Origin of the sequence: Micromonospora sp. WMMC264 (genome assembly GCF_027497275.1) — a bacterium.
GTDB lineage: Bacteria > Actinomycetota > Actinomycetes > Mycobacteriales > Micromonosporaceae > Micromonospora > Micromonospora chalcea.
This window is the reverse complement of record NZ_CP114907.1, coordinates 2,513,840-2,535,553: the sequence shown is the minus strand read 5'-3', so window position 1 is coordinate 2,535,553 and position 21,714 is coordinate 2,513,840. Positions and strand designations below refer to the sequence as shown.

Below are 21,714 nucleotides of genomic sequence, written 5' to 3'. Positions count from 1 at the left end.
GCGCCGCGGGGCGCCGGTGCCGGCCCGGCCGTCAGCCGGTCGCCGCCCGGCCCATCCGGGTCACCGCCTCGGTGAGCACGGCGGGGGAGGTGGCGAAGTTGAGCCGGACGAATCCGGCGCCGCCGGCGCCGAAGACGTGCCCGGAGCTGAGCGCCACCCGGGCCCGGTCGAGGAACATCCGCGCCGGCCCATCCAGATCGCTGGCCACCCCCGGGCCGTCGCCCGCCTCCGTGGGCACGCCGAGGGCGCGGCAGTCCAGCCAGGCCAGGTACGTGCCCTCCGGCGGCCGCCACGACACCGCCGGCAGGTGCTCGGCCAGCAGCGACCCGAGCAGCGCCCGGTTGGCGTCCAGGCCGTCGAGCAGCCGGTCCAGCCACGGCCCGCCGGCCCGGAACGCGGCGGTGTGCGCGAGCACGCCGAAGTGGCTCGGGCCGTGGCTCACCTCCTCCGGCATCCGGGCCAGGTCGTCGGCGGCGTCCGGCCCGGCAACGGCCAGCGCCGCCTTGAGCCCGGCGAGGTTCCACGCCTTGGACGCCGACAGCAGCGCGAACGCGTTCTGGGCGCCGGGCACCGTCAGGTACGGGGTGAACCGCGCACCGGGTAGCGCCAGCGGCGAGTGGATCTCGTCGGAGACCACCCGGACGCCGTGCCGGGCGGCCAGCTCCGCGACGGTGGCCAGCTCGTCGGGCCGGTGCACCACGCCGGTCGGGTTGTGCGGGTTGCAGAGCAGGAACGCCGGCCGCTCGCCGATCGCGCGAGCGCGCCGGAACGCCTCCTCCAGCGCGGCCGGGTCGAGCCGCAGGTCCGCGCCGAGCGGCGCCTCGAGCACCTGCCGGTCGGCGTGCGTGACGAACGCGTAGAACGGCGGGTAGACCGGGGGAGTGACCACCACCGCGTCGCCCGGCCCGGTGACCAGGCGCAGCACCTCGACCGTGCCCATCATGACGTCCGGCACCAGCGTGGTCCGGCCGACCGGGAAGTCGGCCCAGCCCCACCGCTGCGCGGCGAACCCGCCGACCGCCTCGGCGTACCCGGTGCCGTACGCGTAGCCGGTGTCGCCCAGGTCGACCGCCCGGCGCAGCGCCTCGGCCACCGGCGGCGCCAGCGGCACGTCCTGCTCGGCGACCCACAGCGGCAGCACGTCCGGCGGGTACAGCCGCCACTTCACGCTGGTGCGTGCCCGGAGCTGGTCGAGTGTGAGCTGGGTGAGCGGGTTGCCGTCGTCGGCGGAAACGACCATGCGGCTCACCCTAGGCGCGTCCTACCATCGCCCGATGGCCCACCCGGCGTACCCGCTGCGCACGACCCGGCTGCTGCTGCGCCCGGTGACGCTCGACGACCTCGACGACGTGCACGCCTGGCAGCGCCGCCCGGACGTGGTCCGCTGGATGGCGGGCGCCGCCCCGCGTACCCGGGCGGAGTCCCTGGCGTCGGTGACCGCGATGGCCGGCGAGGACGCGCTGCGCGCGGAGGGCGACTGCCTGACGCTCGCCGTGGTGCGCGACGGGCGGGTGATCGGCGCGGTCGAGCTGGTGTGGCGCAGCGCCGCGGACCGCACCGCCGAGCTGGGGTACGTGTTCCACCCCGACCACGGCGGCCGGGGGCTGGCCACGGAGGCGGCCGGGGCGCTGCTGGACTGGGGTTTCGGCGAGTTCGGGCTGCACCGGGTGGTGGCCCGCTGCCACGCGGACAACGAGCCGTCGGCGCGCCTGATGGCCCGGCTCGGGATGCGGCGGGAGGCGCGGCACGTGCGCAGCTACCGGTTCCGGGGCGGGTGGGCAGACCAGCTCGTCCACGCGATCCTGGCCGACGAGTGGCGTGGCCGCTGAGCGGCCGGATCAGGAGACGGTGACCGGATCGCCGACGCGGATCTCGCCGGTGGTCTCCGGGACCAGCCGGACGCCGAACCAGGTCTTGCCGTCGTGGCGCCGGTGCCGGGCCAGCGTGCGGATGGGCTCCTTCCCGCTGGCGAGGGTCTGCGGGTCGATGAGCGTCACCGAGCAGCGGTCGCAGCGTTCGGAGACCCGGAAGTCGACGGCGCCGATGCGCACCCGTGTCCAGCCGTCCTCGGCGAACGGCTCGAACGGCCCGTCGAGCACCACAGTGGGCCGGAACCGGGCCATCGCCAGCGGCTCCGGGGCCGGTTCGCCGCGTTCCAGCGCGCCCTCGACGATCCAGTCCCGCAGCCGCCGCAGCGACGGCGCCGTGGCGACCAGCAGCGGTCCGGCGTCGGAGAGGTTCAGCGGGTCACCGGGCCGGCCGCCGTGCTCGGCCGACATCGGGCGGCGGCGCGGGTCGTCCAGCCAGGCCAGCCGCACCGGCCGGCCCAGTCGCGCGGAGAGCCAGTCGTGGGCCTCGTCGGCGGCGAGCCGGACCGTGTCCAGCCGGGACACGTCGGTCGGGACGAGCGGCCCGTCCACCGGCTCGGCGACCGTCAGCGACGACCCGTCGCGGTCGGTGAGCGTGATCGACCCGGGCCCGGGCGCGGCGGTCAGGCCGAGCAGCGCCGGAAGGGCGGTCGAGCCCACTTTGCCGCCGTCGGGACGCAGCACCACCCAGCGGCGGTCGTGACGCAACCCCCACGGCTGGACCTCGGCCCGGTCGACGTCGACGCCGCCGAGGGACTTGACCGGATACAGGTGGGCCGAGACCAGACGCGTCATCGCCGCTCAGCCGATCTTCGGGGTGGCGCGGTCGATGATCGCGGACAGGTCCAGTCCGCCGGGTAGCGTCCCGTACGCCTGGCCGTGGTCGCCGCCGAGCCGGGACGCGCAGAACGCGTCGGCGACCGCGGGGTGGCCGTGGCGTACCAGCAGCGCGCCCTGCAGCACCAGCGCCAGTCGCTCCACCACGCGCCGGGCGCGCAGCTCCAGGTCGGTGTGGTCGGCCAGCTCGTCGCGCACCCGGCGCACCGCGGCGTCCAGTCGCGCGTCCGCGCCGGCCGCGGCGGCCACCTCCGCCTCGTACGCGGCGAGGACCTGCGGTTCCCGGGTGAGCGCGCGCAGCACGTCCAGCGCGGCGACGTTGCCGGAGCCCTCCCAGATCGAGTTCAGCGGCGACTCGCGGAACAGCCGCGGCATGCCGGACTCCTCGACGTAGCCGTTGCCGCCCAGGCATTCCAGCGCCTCGGCGGCGTGCCCCGGCCAGCGTTTGCACACCCAGTACTTGCCGACTGCGAGGGCGAGGCGCTTGAACGCGGTCTCGCCGTCGTCGCCGCGCGCCGACCGGTCGGTCGCGCCGGCCAGCCGGATCATCAGGACGGTGGCGGCCTCGGACTCCACGGCCAGGTCGGCCAGCACGTTGCGCATCAGCGGCTGGTCGGCCAGGTAGTCGCCGAACGCCCGGCGGTGGGTGGCGTGGTGCACGGCGGTGGTCACGCCGTGACGCATCCCGGCCGCCGCGCCGATCACGCAGTCGAGCCGGGTCAGGTTGACCATGTCGATGATGGTGCGCACGCCCCGGCCCTCGTCGCCGACGCGCCACGCCACCGCGTGCTCGTACTCGACCTCGGCGGAGGCGTTGGAGCGGTTGCCGAGCTTGTCCTTGAGCCGCATCAGCCGCATCGGGTTGCGGGCGCCGTCGGGCAGCACGCGGGGGACCAGGAAGCAGGTGAGGCCGCCGGGCGCCTGGGCGAGCGTGAGGAACAGGTCGCACATGGGCGCGGAGGTGAACCACTTGTGCCCGACGAGCCGGTAGCTGCCGTCCGGCTCGGGGCGGGCGGTGGTGGTGTTGGCGCGTACGTCCGAGCCGCCCTGCTTCTCGGTCATCGACATGCCGGCGAGCAGCCCGCGCTTGGTCTGCGGCGGGCGCAGCCCGAAGTCGTAATCGCGGGTGGTGAGCAGCGGCTCGTAGCGGTCGGCCAGCTCCGGGCTGTGCCGCAGCGCGGGCACCGCCGCGTAGGTCATCGAGATCGGGCAGCCGTGCCCGGCGTCGGGCCGCCACAGGTAGAAGCCGGCCGCCCGGGCCACGTGCGCGCCGGGTCGGTCGTCGGCCCACGGCGCGGCGTGCAGGCCGTGCCCGACGGCGGTACGCATCAGCTCGTGCCAGGACGGGTGGAACTCCACCTCGTCGATCCGGTTGCCGTACCGGTCGTGGGTGCGCAGCACCGGCGGGTGCTCGTTGGCGAGCCGCCCGTGTTCGGCCGCCTCCTCACCACCGGCGAGACGGCCCAGCTCGTGCAGGCCGGGCAGCGCCCATTCGGCGCCCTCCCGGGTCACGCCGTCGCGCAGTGCCGGGTCGTCGGCGGTGTCGTGGCCGACCATCGGGGGGACCTGGTTGACGACCTCGTGTGTGGTCACGGCGGCAACTCCCAGCGCGGTGGCGGATCGGGTCGGGGCCCGGATTGAACCACCGTTCACTCCGCACCGGCAACACCGATCGACCAGTCATTTTGGCTGGATTCGTTTGACATCATCCGGCTCGGAGACAAGACTCGCCGAAACTTTCTTTTGTCCGGGAAGTGGCAAGGGGGGCCTGTGTCCAGGAACAAGCTCGGCGCGTTCGGCGCCGCACTCATCCTCACCGTCGGCGTCCTGTCCGGATGCACCGGCGGCGAGGCGGTCGACGTCGGCGGCGGGGGGAACGCCGGCGGCGAAGGCGGAATCCTCAACGCCGCGATCGGCGGCGAACCCGACCAGCTCGACCCGCACAAGACCTCGGCCTACTACAGCTTCCAGGTGCTGGAGAACGTCTACGACACGCTCGTCGAGCCGGACGCCGACCTGAAGATGGTGCCGTCGCTGGCGACCAAGTGGACCACCAGCGACGACCAGCTGACCTGGACGTTCACGCTGCGTGAGGGCGTGAAGTTCTCCGACGGGTCGCCGCTGACCTCCGAGGACGTCGTCTACTCCTTCGAGCGGATCATCAAGGAGAAGCTGAACAACGCGTACAAGTTCGCCACCGTCAAGTCGGTCACCGGGCCCGACCCCGCGACGGTGGTGGTGACGCTCAGCGCGCCCACGCCGAACCTGCTCGCCAACCTCGGTGGGTTCAAGGGCGTCGCGATCGTGGAGAAGTCCAACGTGGAGTCCGGCAAGGTGAAGACCGCGCCGGTGGGCAGCGGCCCGTTCACGGTGGCCGGCTACACCTCCGGCGACAGCATCAAGCTGGTGCGCAACGACGCCTACTGGGGTGAGAAGCCGAAGCTCGACGGCGTCACGTTCACCTTCGTCAAGGACCCCACCGTGGCGCTGCAGAACCTGCGCAGCGGCCAGGTGCAGTGGACCGACAACCTGCCGCCGCAGCAGGTCAAGTCGCTGCAGGACGGCGACGACCCGGTGGTGAAGTCGGCGGCCTCCACCGACTACTGGTACGTGGCGCTCAACGAGGCCCGCAAGCCGTTCGACAACCCCGAGGTGCGGCGCGCCATCGGGTACGCCCTGGACCGGGAGGCGATCACCAAGGCGGCGAAGTTCGGCCTGGCCACCGTCAACCAGACCGCCATCCCGAAGGACAGCGCGTTCTACTACGACTACGCGCCCTACAGCCACGACCCGGGCAAGGCCAAGCAGATGCTCGGCCAGGCGGGCGTGAGCAACCTGACCATGGACCTGATGGTCACCAGCGAGTACCCGGAGACGGTCAGCGCCGCCCAGGTCATCGCCGCGCAGCTCAAGGACGTCGGCATCACCGTGAAGATCCGTACGCTGGACTTCGCCCAGTGGCTCGACGAGCAGGCCAAGGGCAACTTCGACGGGTTCATGCTGGGCTGGCTCGGCAACATCGACCCGGACGAGTTCTACTACGCCCAGCACCACAGCGGCGGCACGTTCAACTTCCACAAGTACAAGAACCCGGCGGTGGACAAGCTGCTGGACGACGCGCGCACCCAGACCGACCAGGGCGCCCGCAAGCAGGCGTACGAGCAGGCGGCGAAGCAGATCGTCGACGACGCCAGCTACCTCTACCTCTACAACCCGGACGTGGTGCAGGGCTGGTCGAAGAAGGTCTCCGGCTACGAGGTGCGCACCGACCGGGCGATCCGGTTCCGGTCGGTCGCCCTGGCCAAGTGATGGCCCGCTTCGTCCTGCGGCGGGCACTCCAGTCGGCGGTCGTGCTGATCGGCGTGACCCTTGTGGTGTTCCTGCTGCTGCAACTCGTGCCGGGCGACCCGGTCCGGGTGGCGCTCGGCACCCGGTTCGACCAGGAGACGTACGACGCGTTGCGGGAACGGGCCGGCCTCGACCAGCCGCTGCCGGTGCAGTACGCCAGCTACCTCGGGCACGCGCTCACCGGTGACCTGGGGGTCAGCTTCCGCACCGGCCAGCCGGTGAGCCAGATCGTGCTGGAACGGCTGCCCGCCACGCTGTCCCTGGCCGTCACCGCGGTGCTGTTCGCGCTGCTGGTGGCGTTCCCGCTGGGCATCGTCGCGGCGGTACGCAGCGGCTCCGCCGTGGACCACGCCGCCCGCGTGTTCAGCCAGTTCGGCGTCTCGGTTCCGGACTTCTGGATGGGCATCATGGGCATCCTGCTGTTCGCCGGGGTGCTCGGCTGGCTGCCACCGTCGGGTTACGTGGCGCTGACCGAGGACCCCGGCCGGTGGGCCACCCACGTGGCGCTGCCGGCGGTCACCGTCGGCCTGGTCACCGCCTCCATCCTCACCCGGTTCATCCGCTCCTCGGTGCTGGAGGTGCTCTCCGCCGACTACGTGCGGACCGCCGAGGCGAAGGGGCTGCGCAACCGGGTGGTGATCGTGCGGCACGTGCTGCGCAACGCGCTGATCCCGGTGGTGACTGTGGTCGCCGTGCAACTGGCGAGCCTGCTCGGCGGCGTCATCGTCATCGAGGTGCTGTTCGCCTGGCCGGGCATCGGCCGGCTCACCTTCGACGCCGTGCAGGCCCGCGACTATCCCGTCCTGCAGGGCGCGGTGCTGCTGGTGGCCGCCCTGTTCCTGCTGGTCAACCTGCTGGTGGACATCCTCTACGCCCGCCTCGACCCGAGGATCACGGTCAAGTGAGCGCCACGACCGAGAGCACCGGACGCCGTGTGCTGGACGCGCTGCGCCGCGACCCGCTCGCCGTCGGCGGCACCATCGTGCTCGTCCTGCTGGTCGTGGTGGGCGTGGCCGGCCCGTGGCTGGCCCCGGCCGGCGTCAACGACGTCGACGTGGACCAGATGCTGCGCCCGCCCAGCGGCGCGCACCCGTTCGGCACCGACGAGCTGGGCCGCGACGTGCTCAGCCGGGTGCTCGTCGCCGCCCGCGTGTCACTGCAGGTCGGCGCGGTCAGCGTCGGCATCGCGCTGGTCGCCGGGGTGACGCTCGGGCTGCTCGCCGGCTACTACCGGGGCTGGCTGGACAGCATCCTCATGCGCTGCATGGACGTGCTGTTCGCGTTCCCGGTGCTGCTGCTGGCGGTGGCCATCGTGGCGGTGCTCGGCCCCGGCCTGCTCACCGCCATGGTCGCCATCGGCGTGGTCTACACGCCCATCTTCGCCCGGATCACCCGCGCCGGCGTGCTGTCCGTACGCGAGCAGGTGTTCGTCCGGGCCGCCGTGTCCATCGGCGCGTCCGACCTGCGCATCATGCGCCGCCACGTGTTGCCGAACATCGCCGCGCCGCTGATCGTGCAGACGTCGCTGTCGCTGGCGTTCGCGATCCTCTCCGAGGCCGCGTTGTCCTTCCTCGGCCTCGGCATCCAGCCGCCCGCGCCGGCCTGGGGCCGGATGCTGTTCGACGGGCGCGGCTTCGTCACCGACGCCTGGTGGCTGGGCGTGTTCCCGGGCGCGGCGATCTTCCTCACCGTGCTGGCGTTCAACCTGGTCGGCGACGCGCTGCGGGACGTGCTCGACCCGCGCCAGCTCACCCTCGCCGAGGCCCGCCGGAGCACCCCATGAGCGAGCGCACCGAACGCATGCCGAGCCAGCGCCAGCGCCCCAGGACCGACTCGACGGTGCTGTCCGTGGACGACCTCACCGTCACGATCGGCACCCGCCGCGGCCCGGCCCGCGCCGTGGCCGGCGTGTCCTGGCAGGTACGGCAGGGGGAGACGTTCGCCCTGGTCGGCGAGTCCGGCAGCGGCAAGAGCATGACCCTGCTCGCGGCCACCGGCCTGGCCCCGCGCGCCGCGACGGTCACCGGCCGGGTGCGGCTGCTCGACCACGAGCTGACCGCGCTGCCCGACGACCGCCGCCGCAGGCTGCGCGGCCGGCACGTCGGGTTCGTCTTCCAGGACCCGATGACCTCGCTCAACCCGGTGCTGCCGGTGGGCCGGCAGGTCACCGAGGCGGCCGAGGAACACCTCGGGCTGACCCGCCGCGCCGCCCGCGACCGGGCGGTGGAGCTGCTGGAGCTGGTCGGCATCCCGTCGGCCGCGCGGCGCGTCGACGCGTACCCGCACCAGTTCTCCGGCGGCATGCGCCAGCGCGTCGCCATCGCCATGGCGCTGGCGTGCGAGCCGGACCTGCTGATCGCCGACGAGCCGACCACCGCGCTGGACGTCACCACCCAGGCGCAGATCATCGAGCTGGTCGCCGACCTCCAGGCGCGGCTGGGCACCGCAGTCGTCTGGGTCACCCACGACCTGGGCGTGGTCGCCGGCATCGCCGACACCGTCGCGGTCATGTACGGGGGACGCATCGTCGAGCAGGGCCCGGTCGACGCGGTGTTCGACACGCCCACCCACCCGTACACCCGGGCGCTGCTGGCGGCGCGGCCCGACCCGTCCCGGCGCGGCGAGGACCTGGTCGCCATCCCCGGCGCGCCGCCGAGCCCGCTGGACCTGCCGGCCGGCTGCGCGTTCTGGCCGCGCTGCCCGGTTCGCGCGGACCCGCGCTGCGAGCACGAGCTGCCACCGCTGACGCCGGTCGGCGACGGGCACACGGTCCGCACCTTCTACCGTGGAGAGGCCGGATGAGCGACGACACCCCCGACGTGATCGCCGAGCTGGACGACCTCGCGGTGCACTTCCCGACCCCGGCCGGAACGGTCCGCGCCGTCGACGGCGTCACGCTCGCCGTGCACCGGGGCGAGACGCTCGGGCTGGTCGGCGAGTCGGGCAGCGGCAAGTCCACCGCCGGGCTGGCGCTGCTGCGGCTGGTCGACCCGAGTGCCGGGCGGGTCCGGGTGGCGGGCGCGGACGTGACCCGCTGGTCCCGGCGCCGCCTGCGCGCGACGCGCCGCCACGTGGCGATGGTGTTCCAGGACCCGCAGGCGTCGCTGGACCCGCGCCGCACCGTCGGCGACAGCATCGCCGAACCTCTTGTCGTGCACCGGCTCGCCGCGTCCCGCACCGCCCGGCGGGAGCGGGTGGCCGAACTGCTGGACCTGGTCGGCCTGCGCGCCGACACGGCCGGCCGGCATCCGCACGAGCTGTCCGGCGGCCAGCGCCAGCGCGTCGGCGTGGCCCGGGCGCTGGCCGGCGAGCCGGATCTGATCGTCCTGGACGAGCCGATCGCCTCGCTGGACCTGAGCGTCCAGGCGCAGATTATGAACCTGCTGCGGCGCCTGCAACGCGACCTCGGGCTGACCTACCTGTTCATCGCGCACGACCTGGCCGCCGTGGAGCACATGAGCGACCGGATCGCGGTCATGTACCTGGGCCGCATCGTGGAGACCGGCCCACCGGAGCGGATCTACCGACGCCCGGCGCACCCCTACACGGCGGCGCTGCTGTCGGCGGTGCCGGTGGCCGATCCCCGGGTCGAGCGGCAGCGCCGCCGCATCGTGCTCACCGGCGACATCCCCAGCCCGGTGGACCCGCCGAGCGGCTGCCGCTTCCGTACCCGATGCCCCCAGGCCCGCCCCGCGTGCGCCGAGACCGATCCGGCGTTGGCCGAGGTGGGTCCGGGCCACGAGGCCGCGTGCCTGTTCCCGCTAGACGGCGAGCGCGACGGCAGCCCGGGGGAGGAGGGCGGCGCGACGGACCGCGCCGACGTCGCCGGCACGGCGTAGGCTCACCGCCGATGACGTTCACCACCCGGCCGACGTTGCGCGGCACGTTCGGCATGGTCTCGTCCACGCACTGGCTGGCCAGCCAGTCCGCGATGGGCGTGCTGGAGCGCGGCGGCAACGCGTTCGACGCCGCCGTCGCGGCCGGGTTCGTGCTGCACGTCGTGGAGCCGCACCTCAACGGCCCGGCCGGCGAGGTGCCGGCGATCCTCGCCACCGCCGCCGACCCGGCGCCGCGGGTGCTGTGCGGCCAAGGTCCGGCCCCGGCCGCCGCCACCGTCGCGCACTTCCGGTCGCTGGGCCTGGACCTCGTGCCCGGCGCCGGCCCGCTCGCCGCCGTGGTGCCCGGCGCTGTCGACGCGTGGCTGCTGTTGCTGCGCGACCACGGCACCCGCACGCTCGCCGAGGTGCTGGAACCGGCGATCGGCTACGCCGCCGCTGGCCACCCGCTGGTCGGCGCCGCCGGGCAGACAGTCGCGCGGGTCCGGTCGCTGTTCACCGACCACTGGCCGACGTCCGCGCGGCTCTGGCTGCGCGACGGCCGCCCACCCGCGCCGGGGGAGATGATCACCAACCCGGCGTACGCGGACACGCTGCGCCGCCTCGTCCACGCCGGACGGGCCGCCGGTGCGGACCGGGAGGCGCAGATCGAGGCGGCCCGGCGCGCCTGGCGGGAGGGTTTCGTCGCCGAGGCGATCGACCGTTTCAGCCGGCTGCCGTTCCGCGACTCCAGCGGGCGCGCCCACGCCGGGCTGGTCACCGGCGACGACCTGGCCGGGTTCTCGGCCACCTGGGAGGCGCCGGTCACGCTGGACTGGCGCGGGCACACGATCGCCAAGACCGGCTTCTGGGGGCAGGGCCCGGTGCTGCTGCAGACCCTGGCCGTCCTGGACGCGCTCGACGACCCGGCGGTCTACGATCCGTCCAGCTTGGACGGCATCCACGCGCAGGCCGAGGCGCTGAAGCTCGCGTTCGCCGACCGGGAGGCGTGGTACGGCGACACCGACGTGCCGGGTTCCGCGCTGCTGTCGGCCGGCTACGCCCGTTCGCGGGCCGCGCTGATCGGCGACCGCGCCGACACGTCGCTGCGTCCCGGCAGCCCGGCGGGCAGCCCGCCCCGGCTGCCGTCGCACCTGCGGGCCGACGCGGACCGGCGGGCCGTCCCGCAGGACCCGAGCACCGGCGAACCGACGGTACGCGCCGACGGCGTGACCCGCGGCGACACCTGCCACGTCGACGTGGTGGACCGGTGGGGAAACATCATCTCCGCCACGCCCAGCGGCGGCTGGCTGCAGAGTTCACCCACCATTCCGGAGCTGGGCTTCCCGCTGGGCAGCCGGTTGCAGATGTGCTGGCTGGAGGAGGGGCTCGCCTCGACGCTGCGGCCGGGGCGGCGTCCGCGTACCACGCTCAGCCCGACGCTCGTGCTGCGCGACGGCGAGCCGGTGATGGCCTGCGGGACGCCCGGTGGCGACCAGCAGGACCAGTGGCAGCTGCTGTTCCTGCTGCGGCATCTGGCCGGCGGGCAGGACCTGCAGGAGGCGATCGACGCCCCCACGTGGCACACCACGAGCTTCCCGGCGTCGTTCTACCCGCGCGAGGTCGAGCCCGGCGTGCTGGTGCTGGAGGACCGGATCGACGCGGATGTGCTGGCCGGCCTGCGCGCAAGGGGCCACACCGTCCGGCTGTCCGACCCGTGGAGCCTGGGCCGCATGTGCGCGGTCACCCGCGACCCCCGCACCGGAGTCCTGTCCGCGGCGGCGAACCCCCGAGGCGCCCAGGGCTACGCCGCAGGCCGCTGACCCCTCCCGCGCCCCTCCCTTCCTCGTCGATCTTGCACTTGCGGCCCGGGCACAGCGGTCATAACGGGCGCTCCCGGGGCAGCAAGTGCAAGATCAACGGGGTGGAGGGCGGGGCAGCAGGGGTCAGTCGTTGATCCGGGTTATGTTGCGGATCTTGTTGGCGGCGTCCAGGGCGGCCACCTTGTACGCCTCGGCGAGGGTCGGGTAGTTGAACACCGCGTCGAGCAGGTAGTCGACGGTGCCGCCGCAGCCCATCACGGCCTGCCCGATGTGGACGATCTCGGTGGCGCCGGTGCCGAACACGTGCACCCCGAGCAGCCGTCCGTCCTCGGGTGAGACGAGCAGTTTCAGCATCCCGTACGAGTCGCCGACGATCTGCCCCCGGGCCAGTTCCCGGTAGCGGGCGATGCCCACCTCGAACGGAGTGGACGCCTCGGTCAGCTCCTCCTCGGTCTTCCCGACGAAGCTGATCTCCGGGATGGTGTAGATGCCGATCGGCTGCAGGTCGGACATCCCGCGGGCCGGTTCGCCGCAGGCGTGCTGGGCGGCCAGCCGGCCCTGCTCCATCGACGTGGACGCCAGCGCGGGGAAGCCGATCACGTCGCCGACCGCGTAGATGTTGTCGACGGCGGTGCGGTAGTTCGCGTCGACCGCGATCCGGCCGCGATGGTCGGCGGTGAGCCCGGCCGCGTCCAGCGCGAGGTCGTCGGTCTGTCCCTGCCGCCCGGCCGAGTACATCACCGTGTCCGCGACGATCTTCTTGCCGCTGCGCAGGACGCAGAGCGCTGCGGTGCGGTGCTTCTCGACGGCGGCCACCTCCTCGCCGAAGCGGAAGGTCACCGACAGGTCCCGCAGGTGGTACTTCAGCGACTCGACGATCTCCTCGTCGCAGAAGTCGAGCATCCGGGGGCGGCGCTCGACCACCGTCACCTTGGTGCCGAGCGCGGCGAACAGCGAGGCGTACTCCATCCCGATCACCCCGGCGCCGACCACGACCATGCTGCGCGGGACGGCCTGCAGGTTGATCACGCCGTCGGAGTCGACGATGGTCCGGTCGTCGAAGTCGACGCTGTCCGGTCGGGCCGGGCGGGTGCCGGCGGCGACGACCGCCTTGTCGAAGCTGATCCGGGTCTCCCGGCCGGAGCCGGCGTCCACCCAGACGGAGTGGGCGTCGGCGAACCGGCCGGTGCCGGTGATCAGCGCGACCTTGTTGCGGGCCAGCTGGTCGCGGATCACGTCGGTCTGCCTTGTGATCACGTGCTGGGTGCGGGCGGCCAGGTCGGCGACGGTGATGTCCTCCTTGACCCGGTAGCTGCTGCCGTAGAGGTCGCGCTGGCTCAGCCCGGTCAGGTAGAGGACCGCCTCGCGCAGCGTCTTCGAGGGCACGGTGCCGGTGTTGATGCACACTCCGCCGAGCATGTCGCGGCGATCGACGATGGCGACGCGGCGGCCCAGTTTGGCAGCGGCGATCGCCGCCTTCTGTCCACTCGGTCCGGAGCCCAGCACCAGCAGGTCGTAGTCATACACGAGCGCCAGCCTCGCAGGGTCTCGCAACCCGCGCCAGCGGCAGGGCTCCGCGCCGGGGGTGGAAACGCGGAGCCCTGCCGGGTCAGCGGCCCTGCAGGGAGCGGACGTTGTCGCCGAACGTCCAGCCCTTCGACCCGTCCCAGTTCACCGACCAGGTCATCAGGCCCTTGAGGCGGCCCTGGTAGGTGTTCCACGCCTGGGCCACCAGCGCCGGGCTCATGTACCCGCCGCCGGCGCCGACCTGCGCGGGCAGCCCGGGGACCTGTCGGTCCAGCGGTACGCGGACGGTGGTGCCCTGGATGACCAGGCCGGCGTCGAGGCAGTTGGTCTGCGCGACGAAACCGGCGACGGTGCCGGCCGGGTACGAGTCACCGGCGCAGCCGTACATCGAGCCGTTGTAGTACTGCATGTTGAGCCACCAGAGCCGCCCGTTGTCGGCGTACTTCTTGATGACCGGCAGGTACGCGCCCCAGATCGAGCCGTAGGTGACGCTGCCGCCGGTGACGTACGCGGTCTCCGGCGCCATGGTGAGCCCGAACCCGGCGGGCATCTGGGCCAGCACCCCGTCGATGATCCGGATCAGGTTGGCCTGCGAGGGGGAGAGCTGGTTGATGTTCCCGCTGCCGGTGAGGCCGGTCTCGATGTCGATGTCGATGCCGTCGAAGTTGTGCCGCTTGAGGATCGGTACGACGGTGGCGACGAACCGGTCGGCGACGGCGCTGGAGCTGAGGTCGATGCCGGCGGTGGCGCCGCCGATGGACAGCAGCACGGTGAGTCCGGCGGCCTTGGCCTGGCACACCTGGGCGGGGGTGGGCACCTTGACGCCGGCGTCCATGCCGTCCTCCCAGAGCACGGTGCCGTCGGCGCGGATGACCGGGAACGCGGCGGTCACCACGTTGTAGCCGTGGCCGGTGATCCGGGAGTCGGTGATCGGGATCCAGCCGAGGCCGGGGTGTACGCCGTTGGCGGCGCCGTCCCAGTTCTCCCAGTAGCCCTGCAGCACCTTGCCGGTCGGCCGGGACCGCAGCGCGCAGGTGTCCCCGCCCGGGGTGGTCGGGCTGGACGACACGGTCGGCGTGGGGGAGGGCGTCCGGGTGGGGGAGACGGTCGGGGACGGGGACGGCGAGGGCGTCCGGGTGGTGGGGCTCGGCGACGGCGTGCCGCCGGTGCAGGCGCCGAGGTCGGTCCAGAGCGCCGGTACGGCGGCCGGGTTCCAGCCCGCGCCGGCCGGCGGGGTGTGTGTGACGAGCGCCTGGTACAGCCGGCCGGCGTAGGTGGCCCGGCTGCCGGCGGTCCAGGTGACGCCCTCGGCCCAGGCCGGCGCGTCACACGCGACGAGCGCGCCGACGGCGCCGGTCGTGGTGGCGGCGGTGGCGGGCAGGGCGGCGGTGGCGGCGAGCAGCGCGACGCCACCGAGCAGTGCGGTCATCCCGCGTCCGAGTCGCATTGACATACCTCCTCATCGATGCGCCGGAGGTTATCAGTTAACTTTGTTAAGTGTAAATGCGCAGTACGCTGTCACCGCTTGGTTCACGGCGTGAACGCAGACGAACGCAGGTCGCCGTGGGCGGCCGGGAAGGGACGGCGGCGGACGTGGACGCCAGACGCACCACGGTGCGCGACATGCGCCGGGCCAACCGGTCGGTGCTGCTGACCCGGATCTGGCTGGACGGTCCGCTCAGCCGGCACGAGCTGGGCCAGTCCACCGCGCTCAGCCTGGCCAGCGTCAGCAACCTGGTCGGCGAAATGATCAACGAGGGCCTGGTCGAGGAGGCCGGCTCGGTCGAGTCCGACGGCGGCCGTCCCCGCGTGCTGCTGCGCGTCGCCCCCGGCTACGGCTACCTGGTCGGCGCCGACGTCGGCGAAACCCGCGTCCAGGTCGAGCTGTTCGACCTGAGCATGACCGCGCTGGCCAAGGCCGAGTACCCGATCGCCGCGACCGGGCCCGACCCCGAGCGGGTCGCCGCCCACCTGCGGCACGGCCTCGCCGCGGTCACCGAGCAGGCGGGCGTCGACCCGGCCGCGGTGCTCGGCTTCGGCGTCGCCGTCGCCGGCACGGTCGAGCGCACCGCCGACGCCGTGGTGCACGCCCAGACACTCGGCTGGGACGGCGTCCCGCTCGGCGCGATGCTGCGCGCCGACGTGCCGGTGCACGTGGACAACGGCGCGAAGACGCTCGGCCAGGCCGAGATGTGGTTCGGCGCCGGCCGCGGCGTCCGGCACGCGGTGGTCGCGCTGGTCGGCTCCGGCGTCGGCGCGAGCGTGGTCGCCGACGGCGTCGGATACCGCGGCGCGCACAGCAGCGCCGGGGAGTGGGGCCACACCACCATCGTGTACGGGGGCCGCCGCTGCCGCTGCGGCAACCTCGGCTGCCTGGAGGCGTACGTCGGCGCGGAGGCGGTGCTGGACCGGTTCCGCCAGGCCAACCGGGGCCGCCCGGCGCCGGGCGCGGACGAGGAGACCGCCTTCGGTGAGCTGCTGCGCTCCACCAGCGGCACCGCCGCGAAGGTGATCGACGAGACGGTCGGCTACCTGGGCGCCGGGGTGGCGAACCTGGTGAACCTGTTCAACCCGGAGCGGGTGGTGCTCGGCGGCTGGGCCGGGCTGGCCCTGGGCGAGCGGCACCTGCCCGCGATCCGCGAGGCCACCGCGCGGCACGCGCTGCGCCAGCCGTACGCGCAGACCTCGATCGAGCTGTGCCGGCTCGGACCGGACGCGGTCGCGATGGGCGCGGCCACCCTGCCGATGACCCGGCTGCTGCGCGACGGCGGCGTGCCCCGCGACCCGGCCGCCCGCCCGTCCCCGGCGTGGGGGCCGGCCCGCCGTCACTGACCGGCCCGGCCCCCACGCCGGCGTCAGCGCCGGCCGCGTACCCGCCGCACGGTGTCCCGGTACCACAGCGCGCTGCGCTTGGGGATGCGGCGCTGCGTGTCGTAGTCGACCCGGACGATGCCGAACCGCTTGTCGTATCCGTACGCCCACTCGAAGTTGTCCAGCAGCGACCAGGCGAAGTAGCCGCGCACGTCGGCCCCGGCCGCCCGGGCCCGGGCCACCGCCCGCAGGTGCTCGGCGAGGTAGCCGACCCGGTCGTCGTCGGCGACGAACCCGTCTGCGTCCGGCTCGTCGTCGAACGCCGCGCCGTTCTCGGTGATCACCATGGGCGTGCCCGGGTAGTCGCGGTGCAGCCGCACCAGCAGGTCGGTGAAGGACTCCGGCACGATCTCCCAGTCCATCGCGGTACGCGGCAGGTCACGCCGGACCACCCGGCGTACCGGCTTGCCGTCGTCGTCGCGGTCGCGGCCCTGCTCGTCCACGCCGGAGTGCAGCTGCCCGAAGTAGAAGTTCACGCCGAGCACGTCGATCGGGGTGGCGATGACGTCCAGGTCGCCGTCCTCCACCGGAATCCGCACGCCCTCGGCGGCCAGGTCCGCGATCACGTCCTGCGGGTACTCCCCGCGCAGCACCGGGTCCAGGTAGAGCCGGTTGCCCAGCCCGTCGGCGGCCCGCGCCGCGTCCCGGTCGGCGGCGCTGTCGGTCGCCGGGTCGGCGGTGGCCAGGTTCAGCGTGAGGCCCAGCTCGATCGGCGCCGAGGCCGCCTCGCGCAGCCGCCGCGTCGCCAGCCCGTGCCCGAGCAGCAGGTGGTGCGCCGCGGCGATGCCGTCACCCAGGTTCCGCCGGCCGGGGGCATGGTCGCCGTAGGCGTACCCGAGCATCGCCGAGCACCACGGCTCGTTGAGCGTGGTCCAGGTGCGGACCCGGTCGCCGAGCGCGGCGAAGACCAGCTCGGCGTAGTCGGCGAACCGGTACGCGGTGTCCCGGTTCGGCCAGCCGCCCGCGTCCTCCAGCTCCTGCGGCAGGTCCCAGTGGTACAGCGTCACCCACGGCTCGACGTCGCGGCCGAGCAGCTCGTCCACCAGCCGGTCGTAGAAGGCCAGCCCGGCCACGTTCGCCGGGCCGCGCCCGCCCGGCTGCACCCGCGGCCAGGCCACCGAGAACCGGTACGTGTCCAGCCCCAGGTCGGCGATGAGCGCGACGTCCTGCGGCATCCGGTGGTAGTGGTCGCAGGCCACGTCGCCGTTGTCGCCGTTCGCCACCGCGCCCGGCACCCGGCAGAACGTGTCCCAGATGGACGGCGTGCGGCCGTCGGAGGCCACCGCGCCCTCGATCTGGTACGACGACGTCGCCACCCCCCACCGGAAGGTCGGCGGCAGCGTGTCGATCGGATCCGGACCGGCGACTGACGACGGGCGGGTGAGGTCGGTGTCCATGGCTCTCCTCGCGGGTAGCGGGTGGTGGTGTCGGGCGGGTCAGCGGGACAGGGGCGCGACGGCCGGGTGCAGCCGGCACGCGACGGCCCGCGCCGGGTCGTCGACGTACGGCGCGCCGAGCACCGGCACCTGCTCGTCGCACCCGTCGAACGCCTTCGGGCAGCGGGGGTGGAACGCGCAGCCGGACGGCATGGCGCGCAGGTCCGGCGGGGAGCCGGGGATGCCGGTCAGCTCCCGGCGCGGACCGTGCAGCGCCGGGAACGAGTGCAGCAACCCCTCGGTGTACGGGTGCAGCGGCTCGGCGTACAGCCGGGCGGCGGGCGCCTCCTCGACGATCCGGCCGCCGTACATGATCGCGATCCGGTCGGAGAACTCGACCAGCAGCGACAGGTCGTGGGTGATGAACAGGACCGCGAAGCCGAGGCGTTCGCGCAGCTCGGCGAGCTGGCCGAGGATCTGCCGTTGCATCACCACGTCCAGCGCCGTGGTCGGCTCGTCCATGATGACCACCTGCGGTTCCAGCGCCAGCGCCATGGCGATCATGACGCGTTGCCGCATGCCGCCGGAGAGCTGGTGCGGGTAGCTGTCCAGCCGGTCCGCGGAGATCCCGACCAGGCGCAGCAGCTCCTTCGCCCGGGCCAGCCGGCTCGCCGCGGTGCTCTTCGGCTCGTGTGCCCGGATCACGTCGAGCAGCTGGGTGGAGACCTTGTGCACCGGGTTCAGCGAGTTCATCGCGCCCTGGAACACGATCGACGTCTCCGCCCAGCGGAACTCGCGCAGCTTCGCCGGGCTGAGCGTGAGCACGTCGACCGGCGGGCCGTCGGCCGAGTGGTAGATGACCTGGCCGCCGCTGACCACGCCGGGCGGGGGCAGCAGCCGGGTCAGCCCGTAGGCGAGCGTGGACTTGCCGCTGCCGCTCTCCCCGGCCAGCCCGAGCACCTCGCCGCGGTGCAGTGTCAGGTCGACGTCGCGGACCGCGCGCACCGCGTCCGCGCCGACGCCGTAGTCGACGCACAGCCCGCGGATCTGGAGCACCTGGTCGCTCATGAGGTCGCGTCCTCTCGGGTGGGGTCCGCCGGCCGCCGCATCGGGACCGGCGCCGGATTCGGCGCGAGCACCGGGGTGAACCCGACGCGCATCGCGACGGTGCGACCGTCGGCGGTCCGGATCCGGGTCCGGCCGCCGGTGCGCAGCCGGGGGCTGACGAACTCGTCGATGCCGAAGTTGATCAGCGCGAGCGCGGTGCCGAGCAGCGCGATGGCCAGCCCGGCCGGCACGAACCACCACCAGGCGCCCTGCGCGAGGGCCTGCTGTCCCTGCGCCCAGAACAGGATCGTGCCCCAGTTCCACGACGAGACCGACGAGACGCCGATGAACGCGAGGGTGATCTCCGACATGACCGCGAAGATGACGGTGCCGACGAAGCCGGAGGCGATGATCGCGGTCAGGTTGGGCAGGATCTCGAAGCCGATGATCCGCCAGGTCCGCTCGCCGGTGGCCCGCGCCGCCTCGACGTAGTCGCGGCGGCGCAACGACAGCGTCTGGGCGCGCAGCACCCGGGCGCCCCAGGCCCACGACGTGAGGCCGATGATGAGCGCCACGAGCGTGTCGCTGGCCTGGTCGACAAGGGACGTGACGATGATGATCAGCGGCAGCGCCGGGATCACCAGGAACACGTTCGACACCGCCGACAGGCCCTCGTCGGCCGCGCCGCCCAGGTAACCGGCAGTCACGCCGATCAGGATGGACAGGATCGTGGCGAGCACGCCGGCGGTCAGGCCCACCACCATCACGCTGCGCGCGCCGACCAGGATCTGGCTGAAGATGTCCTGCCCGAGGTGGGTGGTGCCGAACCAGTGCCGGGCCGAGGGTGCCTGGAGCACGTCGGCGCTGCGCGCGTCCGGGTCGTACGGCGCGATCCACGGTCCGATCACCGCCAGGAGCACGTACACCCCGAGGACGGCGAGGCCGGTCGCGGCCTTGCCGTTGGCGACGAAGCGGAACCGGCGGCGGCGGGCCCGGGCCGAGGGCTGCGCCATCGCGCCCTGGCCGGGGATGACCTGCTCGATGCTGGACGGGGAGAGTGTCATCGCTCAGCTCTTTCGGGTCCGCGGGTCGAGGAGCAGGTACGCCACGTCGGCGAGCAGGTTCGCCACCAGCACCGAGATCGTGATGATCAGGAAGATGCCCTGCATGAGCGGGTAGTCCTTCGACCCGACGGCCTGGAAGAGCTGGAACCCCAGACCCGGGTACGAGAAGACGATCTCCACGAGCAGCGTGCCGCCGACGATGAAACCGAGCGACAACGCGAACCCGGACACGTTCGGCAGCAGCGCGTTGCGGGCGGCGTAGCTGAGCGCCACCCGGCGCTCGGAGAGCCCCTTGGCGTGCGCGACGGTGATGTAGTCCTCGCTGGCGACAGTCACCATCATGTTGCGCATGCTGAGGATCCAGCCGCTCATCGACGACACCAGGATGGTCGCCGCGGGCAGGATGCTGTGCTGGATCGCGCTCGGGATGAAGTACGCGTCGAACGCCGGCACCAGGCCCGGCTCGTAGCCGCCGGAGGACGGGAAGAAGCTGCCCGGCCCGGCGAACAACGCGATCGCGACCAGGCCCAGCCAGAAGTACGGGATCGAGGACAGGAACGTGGTGGCCGGCAGCAGTCCGTCGATCCAGGAGCCGCGCCGCCAGCCCGCGCCGACGCCGAGCGCGGTGCCGAGCAGGAAACTCACGATCGTGGTGACGCCGACCAGGCCGACCGTCCACGGCAGGCTGCTGCCGATCACCTCCGACACCGGCGCGGGGAAGAACGTGAACGACAGTCCCAGGTCGCCGCGCAGGAGCTGTCCCCAGTAGGCGACGTACTGCTCCCACAGCGAGCGGTCGGAGTCCAGCCCGAACAGCACCCGCAGCGACGCGATCGCGTCGGCGCTGATCCGGCCCTGGTTGCGGGAGATCAGTGACTGGACCGGGTCGCCCGGCACCATACGCGGGATGAAGAAGTTGAGCGTGATCGCCGCCCAGGCGGTGAACAGGTAGAAGGCCACCCGTTGCAGCAGGAACCTCACCGGGCCGTCTCCGTTCCGGCCTGTTCCGCGTTCTCCGCCTTCTGCGCCGCGACGGTCTCGGCGTCGAACAGCCAGCACGCGGCCCAGTGCCCGGGCGCGTCGTCGACCGGGATCGGCGGCGGCAGGTCGGTGGCGCAGCGCGGCATGGCCGCCGGGCAGCGCGGGTGGAACCGGCAGCCGGCCGGCGGGCGGATCAGGCTCGGCGGCTCGCCGTGGCCCCGCTCGCCCGCCGCCGCGCCGTCGCCGCCCGCGCCGGTGATCCGCTCCGGGTCCGGCGCCGATTCGATCAGCAACCGGGTGTACGGGTGCGCCGGCCGCTGGGTGACGGTCTCGCTGTCGCCGCCCTCGACCATTCGCCCGGCGTACATGACGATCGTCTCGTCGGCGAAGTAGCGGGCCGAGGCGATGTCGTGGGTGATGTAGAGGATCGCCAGGTCGAGCCGGTCCTTGAGGTCCTGCAGCAGGTTGAGCACGCCCAGGCGGATCGACACGTCGAGCATCGACACCGGCTCGTCGGCGAGCAGCACCTCCGGGTCGGCGCCGAGCGCCCGCGCGATCGCGACGCGCTGGCGCTGCCCGCCGGACAGCTCGTGCGGGAACGCGTCGAGGTAGCGCTCCGGCGGGGTCAGGCTGACCCGGGTCAGCAGGTCGGCCAGCGCCTTGTCCAGCCCGTCCGGCCCGGTCCCGGCGTTGCCGTGGATGCGCAGCGACCGGGTCAGGTGGTAGCGGACCGTGTGCACCGGGTTCAGCGAGGCGAACGGGTCCTGCAGGATCAACTGCACCCGCCGCACGTACGCCCGGAACCGGCGTCCGCCGCGTACCCGGGTCGAGCGGCCGTGCAGCCGGATGTCGCCGCCGGTGCGCGGGTAGAGCTGGGCCAGCAGCCGGGCGACTGTGGACTTGCCGGAGCCGGACTCGCCGACCAGCGCGGTCACCCGGCCACGGCGCAACTCGATCGATACGTCGTCGACGGCGTGCACCACCGCCGGGGTCCGGGAGAGAAGGTCACGCAGCCGCCGGCGGACGGGGAAGTGCTTGGTCAGGCCGACGGCCTCCAGCACCACCTCGTCGGCCGGCGCCGGTGCGCTCTCGGTCAACGTCATGCCGAATTCCTGTCTGGGGTTGCCGGTAGCGAGGGGCGGGCGCCGCCGGCCCGG

18 protein-coding genes are annotated in these 21,714 nt (G+C 73.3%); 8 read left to right on the top strand and 10 right to left on the bottom strand.

What is annotated here, in order from left to right; all coding sequences use genetic code 11:
* Positions 1 to 31: 31 nt before the first annotated feature.
* Positions 32 to 1,240 carry a MalY/PatB family protein gene (locus O7542_RS10720; RefSeq protein ID WP_281606127.1) on the bottom strand — a complete coding sequence of 403 codons (1,209 nt, stop codon included), beginning with the start codon at positions 1,238 to 1,240 and terminating at the stop codon, positions 32 to 34.
* A gap of 34 nt (positions 1,241 to 1,274) precedes the next feature.
* Here O7542_RS10720 and O7542_RS10715 point away from each other — a divergent pair, with 34 nt between their 5' ends.
* Positions 1,275 to 1,829 (top strand): GNAT family protein, encoded by a 555-nt coding sequence (locus O7542_RS10715; RefSeq protein WP_104113076.1) that lies wholly within the window; start codon positions 1,275 to 1,277, stop codon positions 1,827 to 1,829.
* Positions 1,830 to 1,838: 9 nt separating this feature from the next.
* On the opposite strand, the gene O7542_RS10710 is transcribed toward O7542_RS10715, so the two are convergent.
* Both O7542_RS10710 and O7542_RS10705 read right to left on the bottom strand, forming a co-directional pair.
* The gene (locus tag O7542_RS10710; protein WP_281606126.1) at positions 1,839 to 2,663 is read right to left on the bottom strand and encodes an MOSC N-terminal beta barrel domain-containing protein; all 825 of its coding nucleotides are present in this window, start codon (positions 2,661 to 2,663) and stop codon (positions 1,839 to 1,841) included.
* A gap of 6 nt (positions 2,664 to 2,669) precedes the next feature.
* The gene (locus O7542_RS10705; RefSeq protein WP_281606125.1) at positions 2,670 to 4,298 is read right to left on the bottom strand and encodes an acyl-CoA dehydrogenase family protein; all 1,629 of its coding nucleotides are present in this window, start codon (positions 4,296 to 4,298) and stop codon (positions 2,670 to 2,672) included.
* Between the two features lie 177 nt (positions 4,299 to 4,475).
* Between O7542_RS10705 and O7542_RS10700 the strand changes: the two genes are divergently transcribed.
* The 6 genes from O7542_RS10700 to O7542_RS10675 are packed head-to-tail and all read left to right on the top strand — an operon-like array spanning position 4,476 to position 11,691.
* Positions 4,476 to 6,014 carry an ABC transporter substrate-binding protein gene (locus tag O7542_RS10700; RefSeq protein WP_043324168.1) on the top strand — a complete coding sequence of 513 codons (1,539 nt, stop codon included), beginning with the start codon at positions 4,476 to 4,478 and terminating at the stop codon, positions 6,012 to 6,014.
* Positions 6,014 to 6,958: an ABC transporter permease gene (locus O7542_RS10695; protein ID WP_030502381.1), complete on the top strand. Its 945-nt coding sequence runs from the start codon at positions 6,014 to 6,016 to the stop codon at positions 6,956 to 6,958. Before O7542_RS10700 ends, O7542_RS10695 begins: the two co-directional genes overlap by 1 nt.
* On the top strand, positions 6,955 to 7,836 hold the full coding sequence (locus O7542_RS10690) for an ABC transporter permease (RefSeq protein ID WP_043324166.1): 882 nt from the start codon (positions 6,955 to 6,957) through the stop codon (positions 7,834 to 7,836). Before O7542_RS10695 ends, O7542_RS10690 begins: the two co-directional genes overlap by 4 nt.
* Positions 7,833 to 8,855 carry an ABC transporter ATP-binding protein gene (locus tag O7542_RS10685; RefSeq protein WP_069089707.1) on the top strand — a complete coding sequence of 341 codons (1,023 nt, stop codon included), beginning with the start codon at positions 7,833 to 7,835 and terminating at the stop codon, positions 8,853 to 8,855. The genes O7542_RS10690 and O7542_RS10685 overlap by 4 nt, the downstream gene beginning before the upstream one ends.
* Positions 8,852 to 9,892: an oligopeptide/dipeptide ABC transporter ATP-binding protein gene (locus tag O7542_RS10680; RefSeq protein ID WP_113974045.1), complete on the top strand. Its 1,041-nt coding sequence runs from the start codon at positions 8,852 to 8,854 to the stop codon at positions 9,890 to 9,892. Before O7542_RS10685 ends, O7542_RS10680 begins: the two co-directional genes overlap by 4 nt.
* A gap of 11 nt (positions 9,893 to 9,903) precedes the next feature.
* On the top strand, positions 9,904 to 11,691 hold the full coding sequence (locus O7542_RS10675; protein ID WP_281606124.1) for a gamma-glutamyltransferase family protein: 1,788 nt from the start codon (positions 9,904 to 9,906) through the stop codon (positions 11,689 to 11,691).
* A gap of 123 nt (positions 11,692 to 11,814) precedes the next feature.
* Here the strand turns inward: O7542_RS10675 and sthA are convergent, their stop codons facing one another.
* Together sthA and O7542_RS10665 are read right to left on the bottom strand one after the other, a co-directional pair.
* Complete coding sequence (gene sthA, locus O7542_RS10670) at positions 11,815 to 13,218, bottom strand: Si-specific NAD(P)(+) transhydrogenase (RefSeq protein ID WP_043324162.1); 1,404 nt, start codon at positions 13,216 to 13,218, stop codon at positions 11,815 to 11,817.
* Between the two features lie 82 nt (positions 13,219 to 13,300).
* Entirely contained in the window at positions 13,301 to 14,665 is a 1,365-nt protein-coding gene (locus tag O7542_RS10665; protein WP_281606123.1) for a glycosyl hydrolase family 18 protein, read from the bottom strand.
* 146 nt (positions 14,666 to 14,811) lie between these two features.
* Here O7542_RS10665 and O7542_RS10660 point away from each other — a divergent pair, with 146 nt between their 5' ends.
* Positions 14,812 to 16,050, top strand: a complete 1,239-nt coding sequence (locus O7542_RS10660; protein ID WP_104115733.1) for an ROK family transcriptional regulator — start codon at positions 14,812 to 14,814, stop codon at positions 16,048 to 16,050.
* Between the two features lie 23 nt (positions 16,051 to 16,073).
* On the opposite strand, the gene O7542_RS10655 is transcribed toward O7542_RS10660, so the two are convergent.
* From O7542_RS10655 to O7542_RS10635, 5 genes are read right to left on the bottom strand one after another with little or no spacing between them, the layout of a single operon-like run.
* Positions 16,074 to 17,486 (bottom strand): GH1 family beta-glucosidase, encoded by a 1,413-nt coding sequence (locus O7542_RS10655; protein WP_210882982.1) that lies wholly within the window; start codon positions 17,484 to 17,486, stop codon positions 16,074 to 16,076.
* 39 nt (positions 17,487 to 17,525) lie between these two features.
* Positions 17,526 to 18,533, bottom strand: a complete 1,008-nt coding sequence (locus tag O7542_RS10650) for an ABC transporter ATP-binding protein (RefSeq protein WP_281606122.1) — start codon at positions 18,531 to 18,533, stop codon at positions 17,526 to 17,528.
* On the bottom strand, positions 18,530 to 19,576 hold the full coding sequence (locus tag O7542_RS10645; RefSeq protein ID WP_064446011.1) for an ABC transporter permease: 1,047 nt from the start codon (positions 19,574 to 19,576) through the stop codon (positions 18,530 to 18,532). Before O7542_RS10645 ends, O7542_RS10650 begins: the two co-directional genes overlap by 4 nt.
* 3 nt (positions 19,577 to 19,579) lie before the next feature.
* The gene (locus O7542_RS10640) at positions 19,580 to 20,557 is read right to left on the bottom strand and encodes an ABC transporter permease (protein WP_043324151.1); all 978 of its coding nucleotides are present in this window, start codon (positions 20,555 to 20,557) and stop codon (positions 19,580 to 19,582) included.
* Positions 20,554 to 21,660 (bottom strand): ABC transporter ATP-binding protein, encoded by a 1,107-nt coding sequence (locus O7542_RS10635; protein WP_043324149.1) that lies wholly within the window; start codon positions 21,658 to 21,660, stop codon positions 20,554 to 20,556. Before O7542_RS10635 ends, O7542_RS10640 begins: the two co-directional genes overlap by 4 nt.
* Between the last annotated feature and the right edge of the window lie 54 nt (positions 21,661 to 21,714).